General features: G+C 68.2%; 14 protein-coding genes. 12 read left to right on the top strand and 2 right to left on the bottom strand.

Translation table 11 applies throughout. The features are described from left to right. The first annotated feature begins 24 nt into the window (after positions 1 to 24). From Sp245p_RS34320 to Sp245p_RS34330, 3 genes are all read left to right on the top strand, one after another. Positions 25 to 732: a DUF2270 domain-containing protein gene (locus tag Sp245p_RS34320; protein ID WP_014199923.1), complete on the top strand. Its 708-nt coding sequence runs from the start codon at positions 25 to 27 to the stop codon at positions 730 to 732. 279 nt (positions 733 to 1011) lie between these two features. Beyond that, positions 1012 to 3705, top strand: a complete 2694-nt coding sequence (ppdK, locus tag Sp245p_RS34325) for a pyruvate, phosphate dikinase (RefSeq protein WP_014199924.1) — start codon at positions 1012 to 1014, stop codon at positions 3703 to 3705. 63 nt (positions 3706 to 3768) lie between these two features. After that, complete coding sequence (locus Sp245p_RS34330; protein ID WP_014199925.1) at positions 3769 to 4851, top strand: serine hydrolase domain-containing protein; 1083 nt, start codon at positions 3769 to 3771, stop codon at positions 4849 to 4851. Between the two features lie 4 nt (positions 4852 to 4855). Here Sp245p_RS34330 and Sp245p_RS34335 read toward each other — a convergent pair whose 3' ends face one another. Together Sp245p_RS34335 and Sp245p_RS36410 are read right to left on the bottom strand one after the other, a co-directional pair. Then, positions 4856 to 5518, bottom strand: a complete 663-nt coding sequence (locus Sp245p_RS34335; protein ID WP_014199926.1) for a chemotaxis protein — start codon at positions 5516 to 5518, stop codon at positions 4856 to 4858. A 109-nt stretch (positions 5519 to 5627) separates the two neighbouring features. Beyond that, positions 5628 to 6083 carry a cold-shock protein gene (locus tag Sp245p_RS36410; protein ID WP_014199927.1) on the bottom strand — a complete coding sequence of 152 codons (456 nt, stop codon included), beginning with the start codon at positions 6081 to 6083 and terminating at the stop codon, positions 5628 to 5630. 353 nt (positions 6084 to 6436) lie between these two features. Here Sp245p_RS36410 and Sp245p_RS34345 point away from each other — a divergent pair, with 353 nt between their 5' ends. From Sp245p_RS34345 to pth, 9 genes are all read left to right on the top strand, one after another. Continuing rightward, on the top strand, positions 6437 to 8137 hold the full coding sequence (locus Sp245p_RS34345) for a long-chain-fatty-acid--CoA ligase (protein ID WP_109139321.1): 1701 nt from the start codon (positions 6437 to 6439) through the stop codon (positions 8135 to 8137). 123 nt (positions 8138 to 8260) lie between these two features. Next, positions 8261 to 9247 (top strand): ADP-glyceromanno-heptose 6-epimerase, encoded by a 987-nt coding sequence (gene rfaD, locus Sp245p_RS34350; protein ID WP_014199929.1) that lies wholly within the window; start codon positions 8261 to 8263, stop codon positions 9245 to 9247. A gap of 58 nt (positions 9248 to 9305) precedes the next feature. Continuing rightward, the gene (lgt, locus tag Sp245p_RS34355; protein WP_014199930.1) at positions 9306 to 10112 is read left to right on the top strand and encodes a prolipoprotein diacylglyceryl transferase; all 807 of its coding nucleotides are present in this window, start codon (positions 9306 to 9308) and stop codon (positions 10110 to 10112) included. Positions 10113 to 10129: 17 nt separating this feature from the next. After that, entirely contained in the window at positions 10130 to 11272 is a 1143-nt protein-coding gene (locus Sp245p_RS34360) for a class I SAM-dependent methyltransferase (RefSeq protein WP_014199931.1), read from the top strand. 46 nt (positions 11273 to 11318) lie between these two features. After that, positions 11319 to 12086 carry a peptidoglycan editing factor PgeF gene (pgeF, locus tag Sp245p_RS34365; protein ID WP_014199932.1) on the top strand — a complete coding sequence of 256 codons (768 nt, stop codon included), beginning with the start codon at positions 11319 to 11321 and terminating at the stop codon, positions 12084 to 12086. A gap of 119 nt (positions 12087 to 12205) precedes the next feature. Then, positions 12206 to 12685, top strand: coding sequence for a bacteriohemerythrin (locus tag Sp245p_RS34370; RefSeq protein ID WP_014199934.1), 480 nt, complete (start codon positions 12206 to 12208; stop codon positions 12683 to 12685). A gap of 199 nt (positions 12686 to 12884) precedes the next feature. Further along, positions 12885 to 13820 (top strand): ribose-phosphate pyrophosphokinase, encoded by a 936-nt coding sequence (locus tag Sp245p_RS34375; protein WP_014199935.1) that lies wholly within the window; start codon positions 12885 to 12887, stop codon positions 13818 to 13820. A 189-nt stretch (positions 13821 to 14009) separates the two neighbouring features. After that, entirely contained in the window at positions 14010 to 14621 is a 612-nt protein-coding gene (locus tag Sp245p_RS34380) for a 50S ribosomal protein L25/general stress protein Ctc (RefSeq protein ID WP_014199936.1), read from the top strand. Between the two features lie 89 nt (positions 14622 to 14710). Further along, complete coding sequence (gene pth / locus Sp245p_RS34385; protein ID WP_014199937.1) at positions 14711 to 15286, top strand: aminoacyl-tRNA hydrolase; 576 nt, start codon at positions 14711 to 14713, stop codon at positions 15284 to 15286. Positions 15287 to 15290: the final 4 nt, after the last annotated feature.

The following is a 15290-nucleotide window of genomic DNA, read 5'->3' on the forward strand; positions in this document are numbered from 1 at the left end:
AAAGCCAGGGGGAGGACGCCGAGCATGGACGACATCGCCACCAAAGCACCCAAGACCCACTACACCTCGGCCGAGGTCACGGCCCTGTCGCACCTCTACAGGGCCGAGATCTACCGCAGCACCGTCTGGCGCACGCGGCTGGACGCCACCACCAACTGGGCGGTGGTCACCACCGGGATCGCCCTGTCGCTGACCTTCAGCAGCGCCACCGCCTCCCCCCTGCCGCTGGTGCTGGTGGGGCTTCTGGTCGCCGTGTTCCTCTACATCGAGGCGCGGCGCTACCGCTTCTTCGACTTCTGGCGAATCCGCGCCCATGTGCTGGAGCTGTACTTTCTCGGCCCCATCCTGCGCGGCCAGGGCGACCAATTCGCCCGGGGCTGGAATGAGACGCTGTTCCAGGACTACCAGCACCCCAACCTGCACATCACCTACCTGGAGGCGGTGGGCCGCCGGCTGCGGCGGAACTACGGCTGGATCTTCCTGATCCAGGTGGTGGCCTATCTGGGCAAGCTGATGATCCACCCGGTCCCGCTGTCGAGCCTGGACGAGTTGTTCGCGCGGGCGACCATCGGGCCGGTGCCGGGGGAGATCGTCCTGCTCTGCGGCATGGCCTTCCACGGCACCTGGATGGCCATCGCCTTCCGGACCTTCCGCAGCCGCCGCGGCGCCGACCGCGAACGCCCGCCCCCGCCGGCCACCGACGCCGTGCTCGATCTGGCCCGCGGTCCGTGAGGGCCGCAGCGGATTTCCCTTTTCGCGCAAGGGATAAGGGGTAGCTTTCCGTCCGGCCTGCCCCTTTTGCGCGCCGTGGCATAAATGGGATCAGCACCGTCGCGCTCACGCTATGCAACGGATCGTCTTGTGTTCTCCTTCCGCGGAGGGCTAGAAGGGGCTCCATCGGATGCGGTTGCGCGGTCATACCAGAAGGACACCCGTTCGCCGGGCTGATCTTCACCGGTTCCCCGCACAGCCGACGGCCGGACGACCATAGAGGTGAACGAGGATTTCACGATGGCGAGCCAGGGCGAGAACAAGTGGGTTTACTGCTTCGGTGCCGATGCCACCGAAGGCCGGGCGGACATGAAGAACCTGCTCGGCGGCAAGGGAGCCAATCTGGCCGAGATGGCCAATCTGGGCCTCCCGGTTCCTCCGGGTTTCACCATCACGACTGGGGTCTGCACCTATTTCTATGCCAACGGCCGCAACTATCCGCCGGAGCTGAAGGCCCAGGTGGACGGCGCGGTGAAGGGGCTGGAGCAGGCCATGGGCGCCACCTTCGGCGATCCGGCCAACCCGCTGCTGGTCTCGGTGCGCTCCGGCGCCCGCGCCTCCATGCCGGGCATGATGGACACGGTGCTGAATCTCGGGCTGAACGACGCGACCGCCGCCGGCCTCGCCAAGCGCTCGGGCGACGCCCGATTCGCCTACGACAGCTACCGCCGCTTCATCCAGATGTACTCGAACGTGGTGCTGGACGTTGACCACCACCACTTCGAGGAGATCCTGGACAACCACAAGCGCGACAAGAACCACAACCTCGACACCGACCTGAGCGCCGCCGACTGGCAGGCCGTCATCGAGGACTACAAGAAGGCCGTCGAGCACGAGCTCGGCAAGCCCTTCCCGCAGGACGTTCAGGAGCAGCTGTGGGGCGCCGTCGGCGCCGTGTTCGGCTCGTGGATGAACGCCCGCGCCATCACCTACCGCAAGCTGCACGACATCCCCGCCGATTGGGGCACCGCCGTCAACGTGCAGTGCATGGTGTTCGGCAACATGGGCAACGACTGCGCCACCGGCGTGGCCTTCACCCGCAACCCGTCCACCGGCGAGAACGCCTTCTACGGCGAATACCTCGTCAACGCCCAGGGCGAGGACGTGGTGGCCGGCATCCGCACGCCGCAGCACCTGACCATTGCCGGCAAGGAGGCCAACAAGTCCGACCTCCCCGCCATGGAAGAGGTCATGCCGGAGGTCTTCAACCAGCTGAACGAGGTCCGCCTCACGCTGGAGAAGCACTACCGCGACATGCAGGACATCGAGTTCACGGTCCAGCAGAACAAGCTGTTCATGCTGCAGACCCGCAACGGCAAGCGCACCGCCCCGGCGGCGCTGAAGATCGCCGTCGACCTCGCCGAGGAAGGGCTGATCGACAAGGCGGAGGCCGTGCGCCGCATCGATCCGGCCTCGCTCGACCAGCTCCTCCACCCGACGCTGGACCCGAAGGCGGAGCGCAAGGTCATCGCCAAGGGCCTGCCGGCGTCGCCGGGTGCCGCCTCGGGCAAGGTCGTCTTCACCGCCGACGAGGCGGAGACGCTGGCCGGCCAGGGCGAGGCGGTCATTCTCTGCCGCGTGGAGACCTCGCCTGAGGACATCCACGGCATGCACGCCGCCCGCGGCATCCTGACCACCCGCGGCGGCATGACCAGCCACGCCGCCGTGGTGGCCCGCGGCATGGGCCGCGCCTGCGTGTCGGGCGCCGGCGACCTGCGCGTGGACTACAAGTCCAAGATCATGTCGGTCCGCGGCGTCACCATCAAGGAAGGCGACATCGTCACCATCGACGGCTCGACCGGCGAGGTGATGCTGGGCCAGGTCCCGACGATCCAGCCGGAGCTGTCGGGCGACTTCGCCACGCTGATGGGCTGGGCCGACTCGCTGCGCCGCATGAAGATCCGCACCAACGCGGAGACCCCGCTGGACGCCCGCACCGCGCGGAAGTTCGGCGCGGAGGGCATCGGCCTGTCGCGCACCGAGCACATGTTCTTCGACCCGGACCGCATCCTGGCGGTGCGTGAGATGATCCTGGCGGAGACCGAGGCCGGCCGCCGCGCCGCGCTCGCCAAGCTGGAGCCCTTCCAGAAGAAGGACTTCGCCGAGCTGTTCACGATCATGTCGGGCCTGCCGGTGACCATCCGCCTGCTCGACCCGCCGCTGCACGAGTTCCTGCCCAACACCGAGGCGGAGATGGCGGAGGTCGCCAAGGCCACCGGCACCGACCAGCTCAAGGTGAACCACCGCGTGGTGCAGCTCCACGAGGCCAACCCGATGCTCGGCCATCGCGGCTGCCGCCTCGGCATCACCTACCCCGAGATCTACGAGATGCAGGCCCGCGCCATCTTCAGCGCGGTCGCCGAGGTCTCCCAGACCACGGGCGAGACGGTGATGCCGGAGGTCATGATCCCGCTCATCGGCACCAAGAAGGAGCTGGACATCCTCAAGGCGGTCGTCGACCGCGTCGCCAAGGAGGTCATGGACTCGACCGGCGTCACGTTCGAGTACATGGTCGGCACGATGATCGAGCTGCCGCGCGCCGCGCTGAAGGCCGGTGAGATCGCCGAGACGGCGGAGTTCTTCTCCTACGGCACGAACGACCTGACCCAGACCACCTTCGGCCTGTCGCGCGACGACGCCGGCGCCTTCCTGCCGGAGTACCAGCGCCAGGGCATCCTGGAGCACGACCCGTTCCAGACGCTGGACCAGGACGGCGTCGGCGAGCTGATCGCCATCGCCACGGAGCGCGGCCGCAAGGTCCGTCCCAACATCAAGCTCGGCATCTGCGGCGAGCATGGCGGCGACCCGGCCTCCATCTCCTTCTGCGAGAAGGTCGGGCTGGATTACGTGTCCTGCTCGCCCTACCGCGTGCCGATCGCCCGTCTCGCCGCCGCCCAGGCGGCGCTCGACGCCGACACGGTGAAACGCGACTGACCGGTACCCGACGACGCGAAGGCCCCCACCCCTGGGGGCCTTCGTTTTTTGAGGGATGGTTCCGTGGACACTGACGCCACCCTTCCGACCCGGCACATCGATCTGTTGACCGAGCGCCTCGTCGCCTGTCTCGACGAGGGCGACGGCCCCGCCTCGGCCCGCGCCGCGGTGGTGGCGGTCCGTTCGGGTCCGCGCTCCTGGACCGCCGGTTTCGCCCGCGGCGGCTCGGCGGCTCCGCCGGTCACGGCCCGCTTCCTCGTCTACAGCATCACCAAGACCCTGACCGCTGCCGCCCTGCTGCGCCTGTGCGGGCAAGGTCTGATCGACCCCGACGCCCCGCTGGATCGCTGGCTGCCCGACTTCGCGGCCGCCGACCGGATCACCCTGGCCCAACTGCTCGCCCACCGCGCCGGCCTGCGCAATTACGGCGGCAGCCCCGCCTACCATGCCGCCGTGCGGGCGGGCGAGGAGCCGTGGAGCGAGGACGGGTTCCTGGAACGCTGCCGCGCCGCCGACCTGTTCGCCCCGCCGGGGCGGGAGTTCTCCTATTCCAACATTGGCTACCTGCTGGCGAAGCGGGTGCTGGAGCGGGTCACCGACCTGCCCTTCGCCCAGGCTCTCGACCGCGAGCTGTTCGCCCCGCTGGGCCTGACCGGCTGGTCGGTGCCGACGGAGCGCGGCGACCTGTCCGGCCTGTGGACCGGCCCCAGCCCCTATCTCGGCGGCAAGGACGGTCCGTCCGCCGCCGTGGCGGCCCTCTACCATCCCGGCTGGGTGGCCCACGGCGTGGTGGCGGCGACGGCGGCGGACATCGCCGGTCTTCTTCACGCGCTGTTCGCGGACGGCCTGCTGCCCGGCGCCTTGGCGGCGCGGATGCAGGACTCCTTCCCGGTGCCGGGAACCATGCGCGGACGCCCGTGGGTGGAGCCGGGTTATGGCCTCGGCCTGATGGTCGAGCGCGACGGGCAGGCCGGACCCTACTGGGGACACACCGGCGGCGGGCCGGGCGGATCGGCCTGCGCCTATCACTTCCCCGCCCGCAAGCCGGGAGAGGAGCCGGTGACCGTCGCCCTCTTCACCGATGGCGAGGACAATGACCAGGCGGAGTGGATGACCGTGGAGACCGTGGAAATTCTGCGCGAGTGACCCGTCAGCGCCGGTCGAACAACTCCATCTCCCCCTCGACGGGGGTGCGCCGCAGCGCCTGGAGATAGTCCATCTCCTGATGCACCGTCTCCCGCTCCGCCTCGGGGCGCAGCAGGCGGCGGAAGGCCCGCCCGGTGGCCGGGAAGAAATGGACGCGCCGCCCCTTGTCCCCGCCCAGATCCTGAACGGCCAGCCCCAGCCCCTCCCGCCGCACATAATCCACCGCGAAGGCGGCGTTGGCGGCACCGACGTCCAGGCTGGTCTCGATGACGCGGGCCGCCCCGAACAGCTTGACCTCCATGCGCTCGCGGCGGGCGCCGCGCGCCAGCAGGTCGTTGATCAGCCGTTCCATCGCGACGCTGCCGTAGCGGGTGGCGACTCCGAAGCCCTCGCCGCCGGACGGGGAGCCGGGCAGCAGGAAATGGTTCATGCCGCCAACCCTCGCGACCGGATCATTGATGCAGGCGGCGACGCAGGACCCGAGCGTGGTCACCAGCATGTCGTCGTCGCGCCCGGAGATCCGATGATGACCAAGCACCACCGGAACCACATAGGCGCCGAACTCGCGGTCCAGGTAGCTGCCGTCCGCGCGCGTCCCGTCGCCATCCGCGCCGCGGCAGTCGCTGCCGACGGAGGATTGGAAGTGAAGCGGTCCGGACAGAGGCATCGTCGTGAGCCTGGAAGGGACAAGAGCGTCGACGATGGTAATCAATGGTAATTAAAGAAAATACAACAGGTCCGTATGCCCCGCCGACCTTTCGGCGTCGACGAGCGCGTCACAGCAGCACGACCCAGGACGCCTCCCGCCCTTTCGGCGCGGCGCGCGCCCGCAACAGCACCCGCTGTCCGGACTCCAATCCGGTCAGGTTGCAGCGGCGCAGGACGCTCTTGTGGACGAAGACGTCCTTGGCCCCGTCGTCCGCCGTGACAAATCCGAAGCCCTGCTCCGGCTTGAACCACTTCACGGTGCCCGTCAGTTCCTCCTCGGGGCCGGACGCTGCGTCGTGGCGCGTGTTGCGGCTTTCGGCAGGCGTGCCGGTGCTCAGAACGTCCAGGATGTCGGCAACCTGCGGCCCCTTGGCCCCCGGAACCACCCGGCACAGAAGCTCCGCCCCCTCGCCGATCTCGTGCAGCCCGGCCCGGTTCAGGACGGAGAAGTGCAGGAAGGCATCGGTCGTCCCGTCCTGCGGCGCCACGAAGCCGAAGCCCTTGACCGGATCGAACCACTTCACCGAAGCGCGGAGCGGGGCTGCTTCGCCTGAGGAGAAAACATCCGGAACGCCGCTGGGATGCGAATCGGCTGAAGGCAAGGGTCCGATCCTTTCGGTCAAGGCGCCAAGCGCGGAAAGCGGATCGTCCGCCGAACACGAATTTAGCCACACGAAAAATAGGGTTTCCAGCGTAATTTTTTCTTCACGCCCGCCGTTTGCCTCTGGCGGCGGCACCGTCACAGGGACCATTTCTCCGGATGACGGGTTTCCAAAAGGGCTACAACGCGTCAAAGGCCCGCAACTAAGCTCGAACGGGCGCCAGGGCCGAACAAGAACCGAACCAACAAGAATCGAACATGGGAGGGATAACGATGATGGGGGATGCGGCCCGCACATTGCCGGACCAGAGCTGGACCCTGGGCTACCCGCCCGACGTGGACTGGAACGCGCCGATTCCGGTGAAGCCGCTGACCGCGCTGCTTGAGGACGCGGCGGCCCGTTTCGCCGAGCGCCCCTTCCTGGACTTCATGGGCAAGCGTTCGACCTACGCGGAGGTGGCGCGGATGGTGGACCGCGCCGCCCGCGGCTTTCAGGCGATCGGCGTCAGCAAGGGCGTGCGCGTCGGGCTGTTCCTGCCCAACACGCCTTATTTCGTGATCTGCTATTTCGCGATCCTGAAGGCCGGCGGGACGGTGGTGAACTTCAACCCTCTCTACGCCGAGCGCGAGCTGCACCACCAGATCACCGACAGCGGCGTCGAGCTGATGGTCACGCTCGACCTCAAGGTGCTCTACGGCAAGATGGCCCGGATGCTCGCCGAATCAGGGCTGAAGCGGCTGGTGATCTGCCCGATGGCCGACATCCTGCCCTTCCCCAAGAACTGGCTGTTCCCCATCGTGAAGCGGGCGGAGGTCGCACGCATCCCCGCGGACGACCGCCACCTGTCCTTCCGCCGGCTCGTCGCCAACGACGGCGCCCCGAAGCCGGTCGCCATCGACCCGACGGAGGACGTGGCGGTGCTGCAATACACCGGCGGCACCACCGGCGTGCCCAAGGGCGCCATGCTGACCCACGCCAACCTGTTCGCCAACACCGAGCAGTGCAGCCTGTGGTTCGTCGGCGCGCGGCAGGGGGAGGAGCGGATGCTGGGCGTGCTGCCCTTCTTCCACGTCTTCGCCATGACCGTGGTGATGAACTTCAGCATCCGCATAGGGGCGGAGATCGTGATGCTGCCCCGCTTCGAGCTGGATCAGGTGATGGAGACCATCCACGCCAGGAAACCGACGCTGTTCCCGGCGGTGCCGACCATCTACACGGCGATCAACCACCACAGGCACTTGGAAAAATACGACCTTTCCTCGATCCGCTACTGCCTGTCGGGCGGCGCCCCCCTGCCGGTGGAGGTCAAGGAGGCGTTCGAGCGGAACACCGGCTGCGTCCTGGTGGAGGGTTACGGCCTGTCCGAATCCTCCCCCGTCGCCACCGCGAATCCGATAACCGGGCTGAACAAGGCCGGCTCCATCGGCCTGCCCCTGCCCGGCACGCTGATTGAGATCGTCAGCCTGGAGGAGCCGCGCCGCGTCCTGCCCGTCGGCGAGAAAGGCGAGGTGTGCATCCGCGGCCCGCAGGTGATGAAGGGCTATTGGAACAAGCCGTCCGAAACGGCGCTGACCCTGGTGGACGGGCGCCTGCACACCGGCGACGTCGGCTACATGGACGAGGACGGCTACACCCACATCGTCGACCGCATCAAGGACATGATCCTGTGCAGCGGCTTCAACGTCTACCCGCGCAACGTGGAGGAGGCGATCTACCTGCACCCCGCCGTCGCGGAATGCGTGGTCGCCGGCCTGCCCGACGAATACCGCGGCCAGACGGTGAAGGCCTACATCCGCGTCGACGACGGCAAGACCCTGACGCGCGAGGAACTGATCGGCTTCCTCAAAGACAAGCTCTCCCCCATCGAGATGCCCAAGGCGATCGAGTTCCGCGGCGAGTTGCCCAAGACGATGATCGGCAAGCTGTCGCGCAAGGCCCTGCTCGACGAGGAGGCGGAGCGGCGGAAGGGCTCGTAAGGCACCGCGTGCCCTTCCGGAACCGCAGGGTGGCCATACGCCCCACCCCACCTTGCGGCCCCGCCCCCCGGACCCTATAAGGACGCTCGTCCTTTCTTTCGGTCCGGCGGCAAGGAAAAGCGCATGATCGTGGTCACCGGTGGGGCCGGTTTCATCGGCTCGAATCTCGTGGCGGCCCTGGCCGCGCGCGGGATCACCAACGTCGCGGTGATCGACCGCTTCGGCGACGGGGAGAAGTGGCAGAATCTCGCCAAGCGGGAACTCGCCACCCTCGTCGCACCGGAAAACGCGCTCGCCTTCCTTGACCAGCACGCCGCGGAGATCGACGTGATCTTCCACCTCGGCGCCATCTCGGCGACGACGGAACGCGACGTGGACAAGATCGTCGCCAACAACGTGGCGCTGACGCTGGACCTGTGGCGCTGGTCCTCCTGGCGGGGGGCGCGGCTGATCTACGCCTCCTCCGCCGCGACCTACGGCGACGGCTCCGCCGGCTTCGACGACGACGGGTCGCCGGAGGCGCTGGCGGCCCTGCGCCCGCTCAACGCCTATGGCTGGTCCAAGCATCTGATCGACCGCCGCGTCGCCCGCGTGGTGAGCGAGGGCGACATCCTGCCGCCGCAGTGGGCGGGCCTGAAGTTCTTCAACGTCTACGGCCCGAACGAGCGGCACAAGGACGACATGATGAGCGTCGTCGCCAAGCTGCACCCCAAGCTCAAGGCCGGGGAACCGGCGCGGCTGTTCAAGTCCCACCGCCCGGAGTTCGAGGATGGCGGGCAGCTCCGCGATTTCATCTTCGTGGACGACTGCGTGGCGGTGATGCTCTGGCTGTATGACAACCCGCAGGTCAGCGGGCTGTTCAACGTCGGCACCGGCAAGGCCCGCAGCTTCAAGGATCTGGCGCTCGCCACCTTCGCCGCTCTGGGGCTGGAGCCGCGCGTCGAGTATTTCGACATGCCGGCCGAGCTTCAGGGCAAATACCAGTATTTCACCGAGGCGCGCACCGAACGCCTGCGCGCCGCCGGATTCGACCAGCCTTTCACCGAGCTGGAAGAGGGCGTGCGCCGCTACGTCCAAGATTTCCTGTCGCAGCCCGACCCCTACCGCTGACGGTTCCGCCTCTCCCCGACCGGGGAAACGCCCAAACAACAAAAGGCACCCGCCGCGCATGCTCGCCATCGCCTTTCCCGCCATCGACCCCGTGGCGTTCGAACTCGGGCCGATCGTCATCCGCTGGTACGCGCTGGCCTATCTGGCGGGCTTCGTGCTCGGCTGGCGCTACTGCCTGGCGCTGGCCCGCCGCACGCCCGGCCGCCCCTCGGCGGAGGATTACGACGACTTCCTGACCTGGGCCGTGGTCGGCGTCATCCTGGGTGGACGGATCGGCTACGTGCTGTTCTACAACCTGCCCTTCTACCTCCAGAATCCGCTCGACGCGCTGATGGTCTGGCACGGCGGGATGTCCTTCCACGGCGGGCTGATCGGCGTCCTCGGCGCGATCCTGCTGTTCTGCTGGAGGCGGGGCCTGTCGCCGCTGGCCTTCGGCGACCTGATCGCCGCGGCGGCCCCCATCGGGCTGTTCTTCGGCCGCATCGCCAACTTCATCAACGGCGAGCTGTACGGCCGCCCGGCCCCCGACGTGTCCTGGGCGGTTGTGTTCCCGCGCGACCCGCTGCAGGTGCCGCGGCACCCCAGCCAGCTCTATGAAGCCTTCCTGGAGGGGGCGGTGCTGTTCGTCCTCCTGGCCATCCTGGTGCGGATGCCCGCCGTGCGCGGGCGGGCGGGCATGACGGCGGGCATCTTCTTCATCGGTTACGGCCTGTCGCGCATCATCGCGGAGTTCTTCCGCGAGCCGGACGCGCAGCTTGGCTTCCTCTACGCCGGGGCGACGATGGGACAACTTCTGTCGGTGCCGATGGTTCTGTTCGGTGTGTGGCTGGTCGCCCAGGCCCGCCGCCGCCCCGCCGCCGTCTGAGGTCGGAAGGTCCCGCCATGAGTGATGCCGCCCCGAATTGCCTCGCCCACCACCTCGCCCGCCGCATCGTGATGGACGGGCCGCTGTCGGTCGCCGCCTTCATGGCGGAGGCACTGGGGCACCCGCGCTTCGGCTACTACATGCGCCAGGACCCCTTCGGCGTGTCCGGCGACTTCACCACCGCCCCGGAAATCAGCCAGATGTTCGGCGAGCTGGCCGGGCTGTGGTGCGTCGACACCTGGGCGCGGCTGGGCGGCCCCGCCTCCTTCCATCTGGTGGAGCTGGGTCCGGGCCGCGGCACGCTGATGCAGGACGCCCTGCGCGCCGCCGCGCTCGTCCCCGCCTTCCGCGAAGCCGCCCAGGTCCATCTGGTGGAAACCAGCCCGACGCTGCGCGCCCGCCAGAAGGAAACTTTGGCCGGCCTTCCGGTCGCTTGGCACGACCGGCTGGAGGACGTGCCCGAGGGCCCGACCCTGATCCTCGCCAACGAGTTCTTCGACGCCCTGCCCATCCGTCAGGTCCAGAAGACCAACCACGGCTGGTTCGAGCGGCTGATCGACATCGACCCCGCCGTGCCCACCGATACGACGGCCGACACGCCCCGCTTCCGCTTCGTCCTGGAGGCCTTCGGCAGCGCCGGCGCCCGGCTGATCCCGCCGGCCCTGCGCGACGCGCCGGAAGGCAGCGTGGTCGAGGTCTCCCCGGCCTCCCAGGCGGTGGCCCGCCTGATCGGGGAGCGTCTGGCCGCCCACCCTGGCGCGGCGCTGGTGATCGACTACGGCTACCGCGGCGGGCCGGCGGTCGGCGACACGCTCCAGGCGCTGCGCCGCCACGCCTACGCCCCGGTGCTGGACGCACCGGGCGAGGCCGACCTGACCGCCCATGTGGATTTCGCCGCCATCGCCGCCGCGGCCCGCGAGGGCGGGGCGGAGAGCTTCGGCCCGGTGGACCAGGGCGACTGGCTGGTCCGGCTGGGCATCCAGCCGCGCGCCGCCGCGCTGAAGCGCAACGCCACGGCGACGCAGGCCGCGGACATCGACTCCGCATTGGCCCGCTTGATCGGGCCCGACCAAATGGGCACCCTCTTCAAGGTTCTGGCCCTCGCCTCCCCCGGCCTGGGGCCTCCGGCGGGCTTCGAAAGCCCGGGTCTGGCATCCTGAACACTGGCATCCAAACAAGAGACCGCGACAGCAAAGGGACGGGTTCGTGATTACGCTTGGCGCGCTGAACGACATCACCCACATCCGACACGCCTTCTTCACCCGCACCGGCGGCGTGTCGACGGGGCTGTACGCCTCGCTGAACGTCGGCTTCGGCTCCGGGGACGCGCCCGCCGCCGTTGCGGAGAACCGCGCGCGCGCCGCGGCCCGCATGGACGTTCCGCCGGAGCGGCTCGTCACCTGCTATCAGGTGCACAGCCCGACCTGCGTCGCCGTCACCGAGCCCTGGACGCCCGATCAGGCGCCCCACGCCGACGCCATGGCGACCGACCGTCCGGGCATCGCGCTGGGCATCCTGACCGCCGACTGCGCCCCGGTGCTGTTCGCCGACGAGAAGGCCCGCGTCATCGGCGCCGCCCACGCCGGCTGGAAGGGCGCCAAGGGCGGCGTTCTGGAGGCGACCATCGCGCGGATGGAGGAGTTGGGCGCCAAGCGCAACCGCATCGTCGCCGCCATCGGCCCCTGCATCGCCCAGCGCTCCTACGAGGTCGGGCCGGAATTCCCCGCCCCCTTCCTGGATGAGGACCCGCGCAACCGCGATTACTTCGCGCCGGCCCGCCGCCCGGATCATTTCCTGTTCGATCTGGCCGGCTACATCACCCGCCGCCTGGGCGACACCGGGGTGGAGATCATCCAGCGCTGCCCCAACGACACGGTGGTCGAGGAGGACCGCTTCTTCAGCTACCGCCGGTCCTGCCTGCGCGGCGAAAAGGACTATGGGCGCGGCCTGTCGGCCATCGTCCTTCAGGGCTGAACACGACAGAAAAGTTCCCGCCCGAAATTTGTTCTTACCTCTGACTGATTGCGATACGACCTATTTCAGGTAAGATCGATTCTCAAGGGTGAGGGCATTCCGGAGAGGGAGACGCCGGCATGACGATGGACGCGCACCGGGAAGACACGCATCGGAGCGATGGGCGGGGCGGCGACGGGCGAAGCGATTGGCGCAGCGCGCGGATGGTGCTCGACAACGGCGGACTGGACGCCGACCACCGGATGCAGCACGAACTGATCCGCCGCTTCGTCGCCCTGCCGGGCGAGGAAGCGGAGCGCAAGCCGGCGCTGGCCCTGCTGAACGAGCTGCGCCGCGTCTCCGTCCGCCATTTCCTGCGGGAAGAGCGGGTCCAGGCCTCGATGCGCTACCCGCATCTGGAGGAACACCGGGCGCAGCACCGCCGGCTGGCCACCCTGCTGGACGACATCATCGGGCAGGTGGACGCCGAGGAGTCGGCCTTCGAATACAGCTATGTGAAGGCCAAGGCGGACGAGCTTCTGCAATTCTGGTTCTTCGACCATTTCGTGAAGGCCGACCTGCCCATGAAATCGCACCTTGCGAAGTTCGCCGTGCGGTGATGCGCAAGTGTCCTGCCGCCACGCTTGCGCCATGCGGGAATCGCAGGGCCGGCTGGCTGCGGCGTCTTGAACCGCCCGTCATGGAACGTTTACATAGGTGCGCCCCTTTGTTATGGTCCGCCGCGTTTTCAAGGGGCGGCGTCGGCAAGGGACTGACGGGCGCACCGAAACCTATTCCCTGCAGAGAGAGCCGACTGCGATGAAGGTGCTTGCCGGCAACAGCAACCGTCCGCTGGCCGAGGCCATCTCCACCTGTCTCGGCGTGCCGCTGACCAAAGCGAGCATCCGCCGTTTTTCGGACATGGAGGTGTTCGTCGAAATCCTGGAGAACGTGCGCGGCGAAGACGTGTTCGTGGTCCAGTCGACGTCGTTCCCGGCCAACGACAACCTGATGGAGCTGCTGGTCACCATCGACGCCCTGCGTCGCGGGTCGGCCCGGCGCATCACGGCGGTCCTCCCCTACTACGGCTATGCGCGCCAGGACCGCAAGACCGGCCCGCGCACGCCGATCTCGGCCAAGCTGGTCGCCAACCTGATCACCCAGGCCGGCGCCAACCGCGTGCTGACCATGGACCTGCACGCGGGTCAGATCCAGGGCTTCTTCGACATTCCGACCGACAACCTGATGGCCGCCCCGGTGTTCGAGAAGGACATCCGCGCGACCTTCGAGGACATCGGCGAGGTGACGATGGTGTCGCCCGACGTCGGCGGTGTGGTGCGCGCCCGCTCGCTGGCCAAGCGGCTGGACGCCGATCTCGCCATCATCGACAAGCGGCGTGAGCGCGCCGGCGTGTCGGAGGTGATGAACATCATCGGCGACGTCAAGAACCGCCGCTGCATCCTGCTGGACGACATCGTGGATTCGGGCGGCACGCTGTGCAACGCCGCGGTCGCCCTGATGGACGCCGGCGCGAAGTCGGTCCACGCCTATTGCACCCACGGCGTCCTGTCCGGCGGCGCGGTGGCCCGCGTGGCCGTGTCGCCGCTGGAGCAGCTCGTCACCACCGACAGCATCCAGGCGACCGAGGCCGTGCGCGTGTCCCGCAACATCCGCCAGCTCACCATCGCCCCGCTGCTCGCCGACGCGATCACGCGCATCAGCGAGGAGCGTTCGGTGTCGAGCCTGTTCTCGTAACAGCGCTCCATCCCACGTGGAAAGCCCTTCCCCTTCGCGGGGGAAGGGCTTTTTTCTTGGGCTTCCCGGCCGTCTTCCGCGCGTTTCCGGACTCTGTCCTTGACGCCGCGCCCCGCATGGCTTAATCACCGCGCCCACGCGTCAGCACCCCTGGAGGCTGGCGCTTTTTTCCGTTCAAGGAGTTTTCCGATGACGCAGATCGTTCCGCTCAGCGCCGAAGCGCGCGACCGGGCCGGCAAGGGGACCGCCCGCCAGACCCGTCGTGATGGCCGTATCCCGGCCGTGATCTACGGTGGCAAGCAGGCCCCCATCATGATTTCGCTGGAGAAGTTCACGTTCACCCGTGTTCTGAACCAGGCGGGCTTCTTCACGCACCTGTTCGACGTCACCGTCGATGGCGCCACCCACCGGGTCCTGCCGCGCGACGTGCAGTTCCATCCGGTCACCGACGTCCCGCTGCACGTCGACTTCCTGCGCGTCTCCGCCGAAACCCGCACCACCGTGCAGGTTCCGGTCGAATTCGTCGACCAGGAGAAGTCGCCGGGCCTGAAGCGCGGCGGCGTGCTGAACATCGTCCGCCACGAGCTGGACGTGACCGTCTCCGCCGGCAACATCCCGGAGCAGATCACGATCTCCTGCGAGGGCTACGACGTCGGCGATTCGATCCACATCTCTTCGGTGAAGCTGCCGGAAGGTGTCGCCTCGACCATCACCGACCGCGACTTCACGATCGCCACGATCGTCGCCCCGTCGGGCCTGAAGTCCGAAGAGGGCGAAGCCACCGAGGCCGCCGCTTCCTGATCGGAAGCCGCCTTTGGGGTTGCGACAGGGGGCTTCGGCCCCCTGTTTCGTTTCCGGCCTACGCTGTCATGAGATGAGGAGAATGCGCCATGCTGCTGCTGGTGGGATTGGGCAACCCTGGCGCCGAATACGCGCGCAACCGGCACAACATCGGCTTCATGGCGGTGGAGGAGATCGCCCGCCGCCACGGCTTCGGCCCTTGGCGCAAACGCTTCCAGGGTCAGACCGCCGAGGGCACGATCGGCGGCGAGAAGGTGATCGCCCTGGAGCCGCTGACCTTCATGAACCTGTCCGGCCAGTCGGTCACCGCGGCCGTCCAGTTCTTCAAGTTGAAGCCCGAGGACGTCGTCGTCATCCATGACGAGTTGGACCTGCCGCCCGGCAAGATCCGGGTGAAGAAGGGCGGCGGGCATGGCGGGCACAACGGCCTGCGCTCCATCGACGCGCATCTCGGCAAGGAGTACTGGCGCATCCGCCTGGGCATCGGCCATCCCGGCGACAAGGACCGGGTCAGCGGCTATGTCCTCCACGACTTCGCCAAGGCCGAGCAGAGCTGGCTCGACCCGCTGATCGACGCCGTTGCCGACGCCTTCCCGCTGGTCGTGAAGGGGCAGGCCGAGAACTTCATGAACAAGGTCACCCTGGCGACCGCGCCCGTCAAGTAAACGG

The sequence above is a fragment of the Azospirillum baldaniorum genome, from assembly GCF_003119195.2.
GTDB classification, from domain to species: Bacteria; Pseudomonadota; Alphaproteobacteria; order Azospirillales; family Azospirillaceae; genus Azospirillum; species Azospirillum baldaniorum.

What these genes read in the sequence shown, in the direction of transcription:
- Sp245p_RS34320 (WP_014199923.1), top strand. Translation starts at nt 25, where the DNA reads ATGGACGACATCGCCACCAAAGCACCCAAGACCCACTACACCTCGGCC.
- ppdK (WP_014199924.1), top strand. Translation starts at nt 1,012, where the DNA reads ATGGCGAGCCAGGGCGAGAACAAGTGGGTTTACTGCTTCGGTGCCGAT.
- Sp245p_RS34335 (WP_014199926.1), bottom strand. Translation starts at nt 5,518, where the DNA reads ATGCCTCTGTCCGGACCGCTTCACTTCCAATCCTCCGTCGGCAGCGAC.
- Sp245p_RS34345 (WP_109139321.1), top strand. Translation starts at nt 6,437, where the DNA reads ATGGGGGATGCGGCCCGCACATTGCCGGACCAGAGCTGGACCCTGGGC.
- rfaD (WP_014199929.1), top strand. Translation starts at nt 8,261, where the DNA reads ATGATCGTGGTCACCGGTGGGGCCGGTTTCATCGGCTCGAATCTCGTG.
- lgt (WP_014199930.1), top strand. Translation starts at nt 9,306, where the DNA reads ATGCTCGCCATCGCCTTTCCCGCCATCGACCCCGTGGCGTTCGAACTC.
- Sp245p_RS34360 (WP_014199931.1), top strand. Translation starts at nt 10,130, where the DNA reads ATGAGTGATGCCGCCCCGAATTGCCTCGCCCACCACCTCGCCCGCCGC.
- Sp245p_RS34370 (WP_014199934.1), top strand. Translation starts at nt 12,206, where the DNA reads ATGACGATGGACGCGCACCGGGAAGACACGCATCGGAGCGATGGGCGG.
- Sp245p_RS34375 (WP_014199935.1), top strand. Translation starts at nt 12,885, where the DNA reads ATGAAGGTGCTTGCCGGCAACAGCAACCGTCCGCTGGCCGAGGCCATC.
- Sp245p_RS34380 (WP_014199936.1), top strand. Translation starts at nt 14,010, where the DNA reads ATGACGCAGATCGTTCCGCTCAGCGCCGAAGCGCGCGACCGGGCCGGC.
- pth (WP_014199937.1), top strand. Translation starts at nt 14,711, where the DNA reads ATGCTGCTGCTGGTGGGATTGGGCAACCCTGGCGCCGAATACGCGCGC.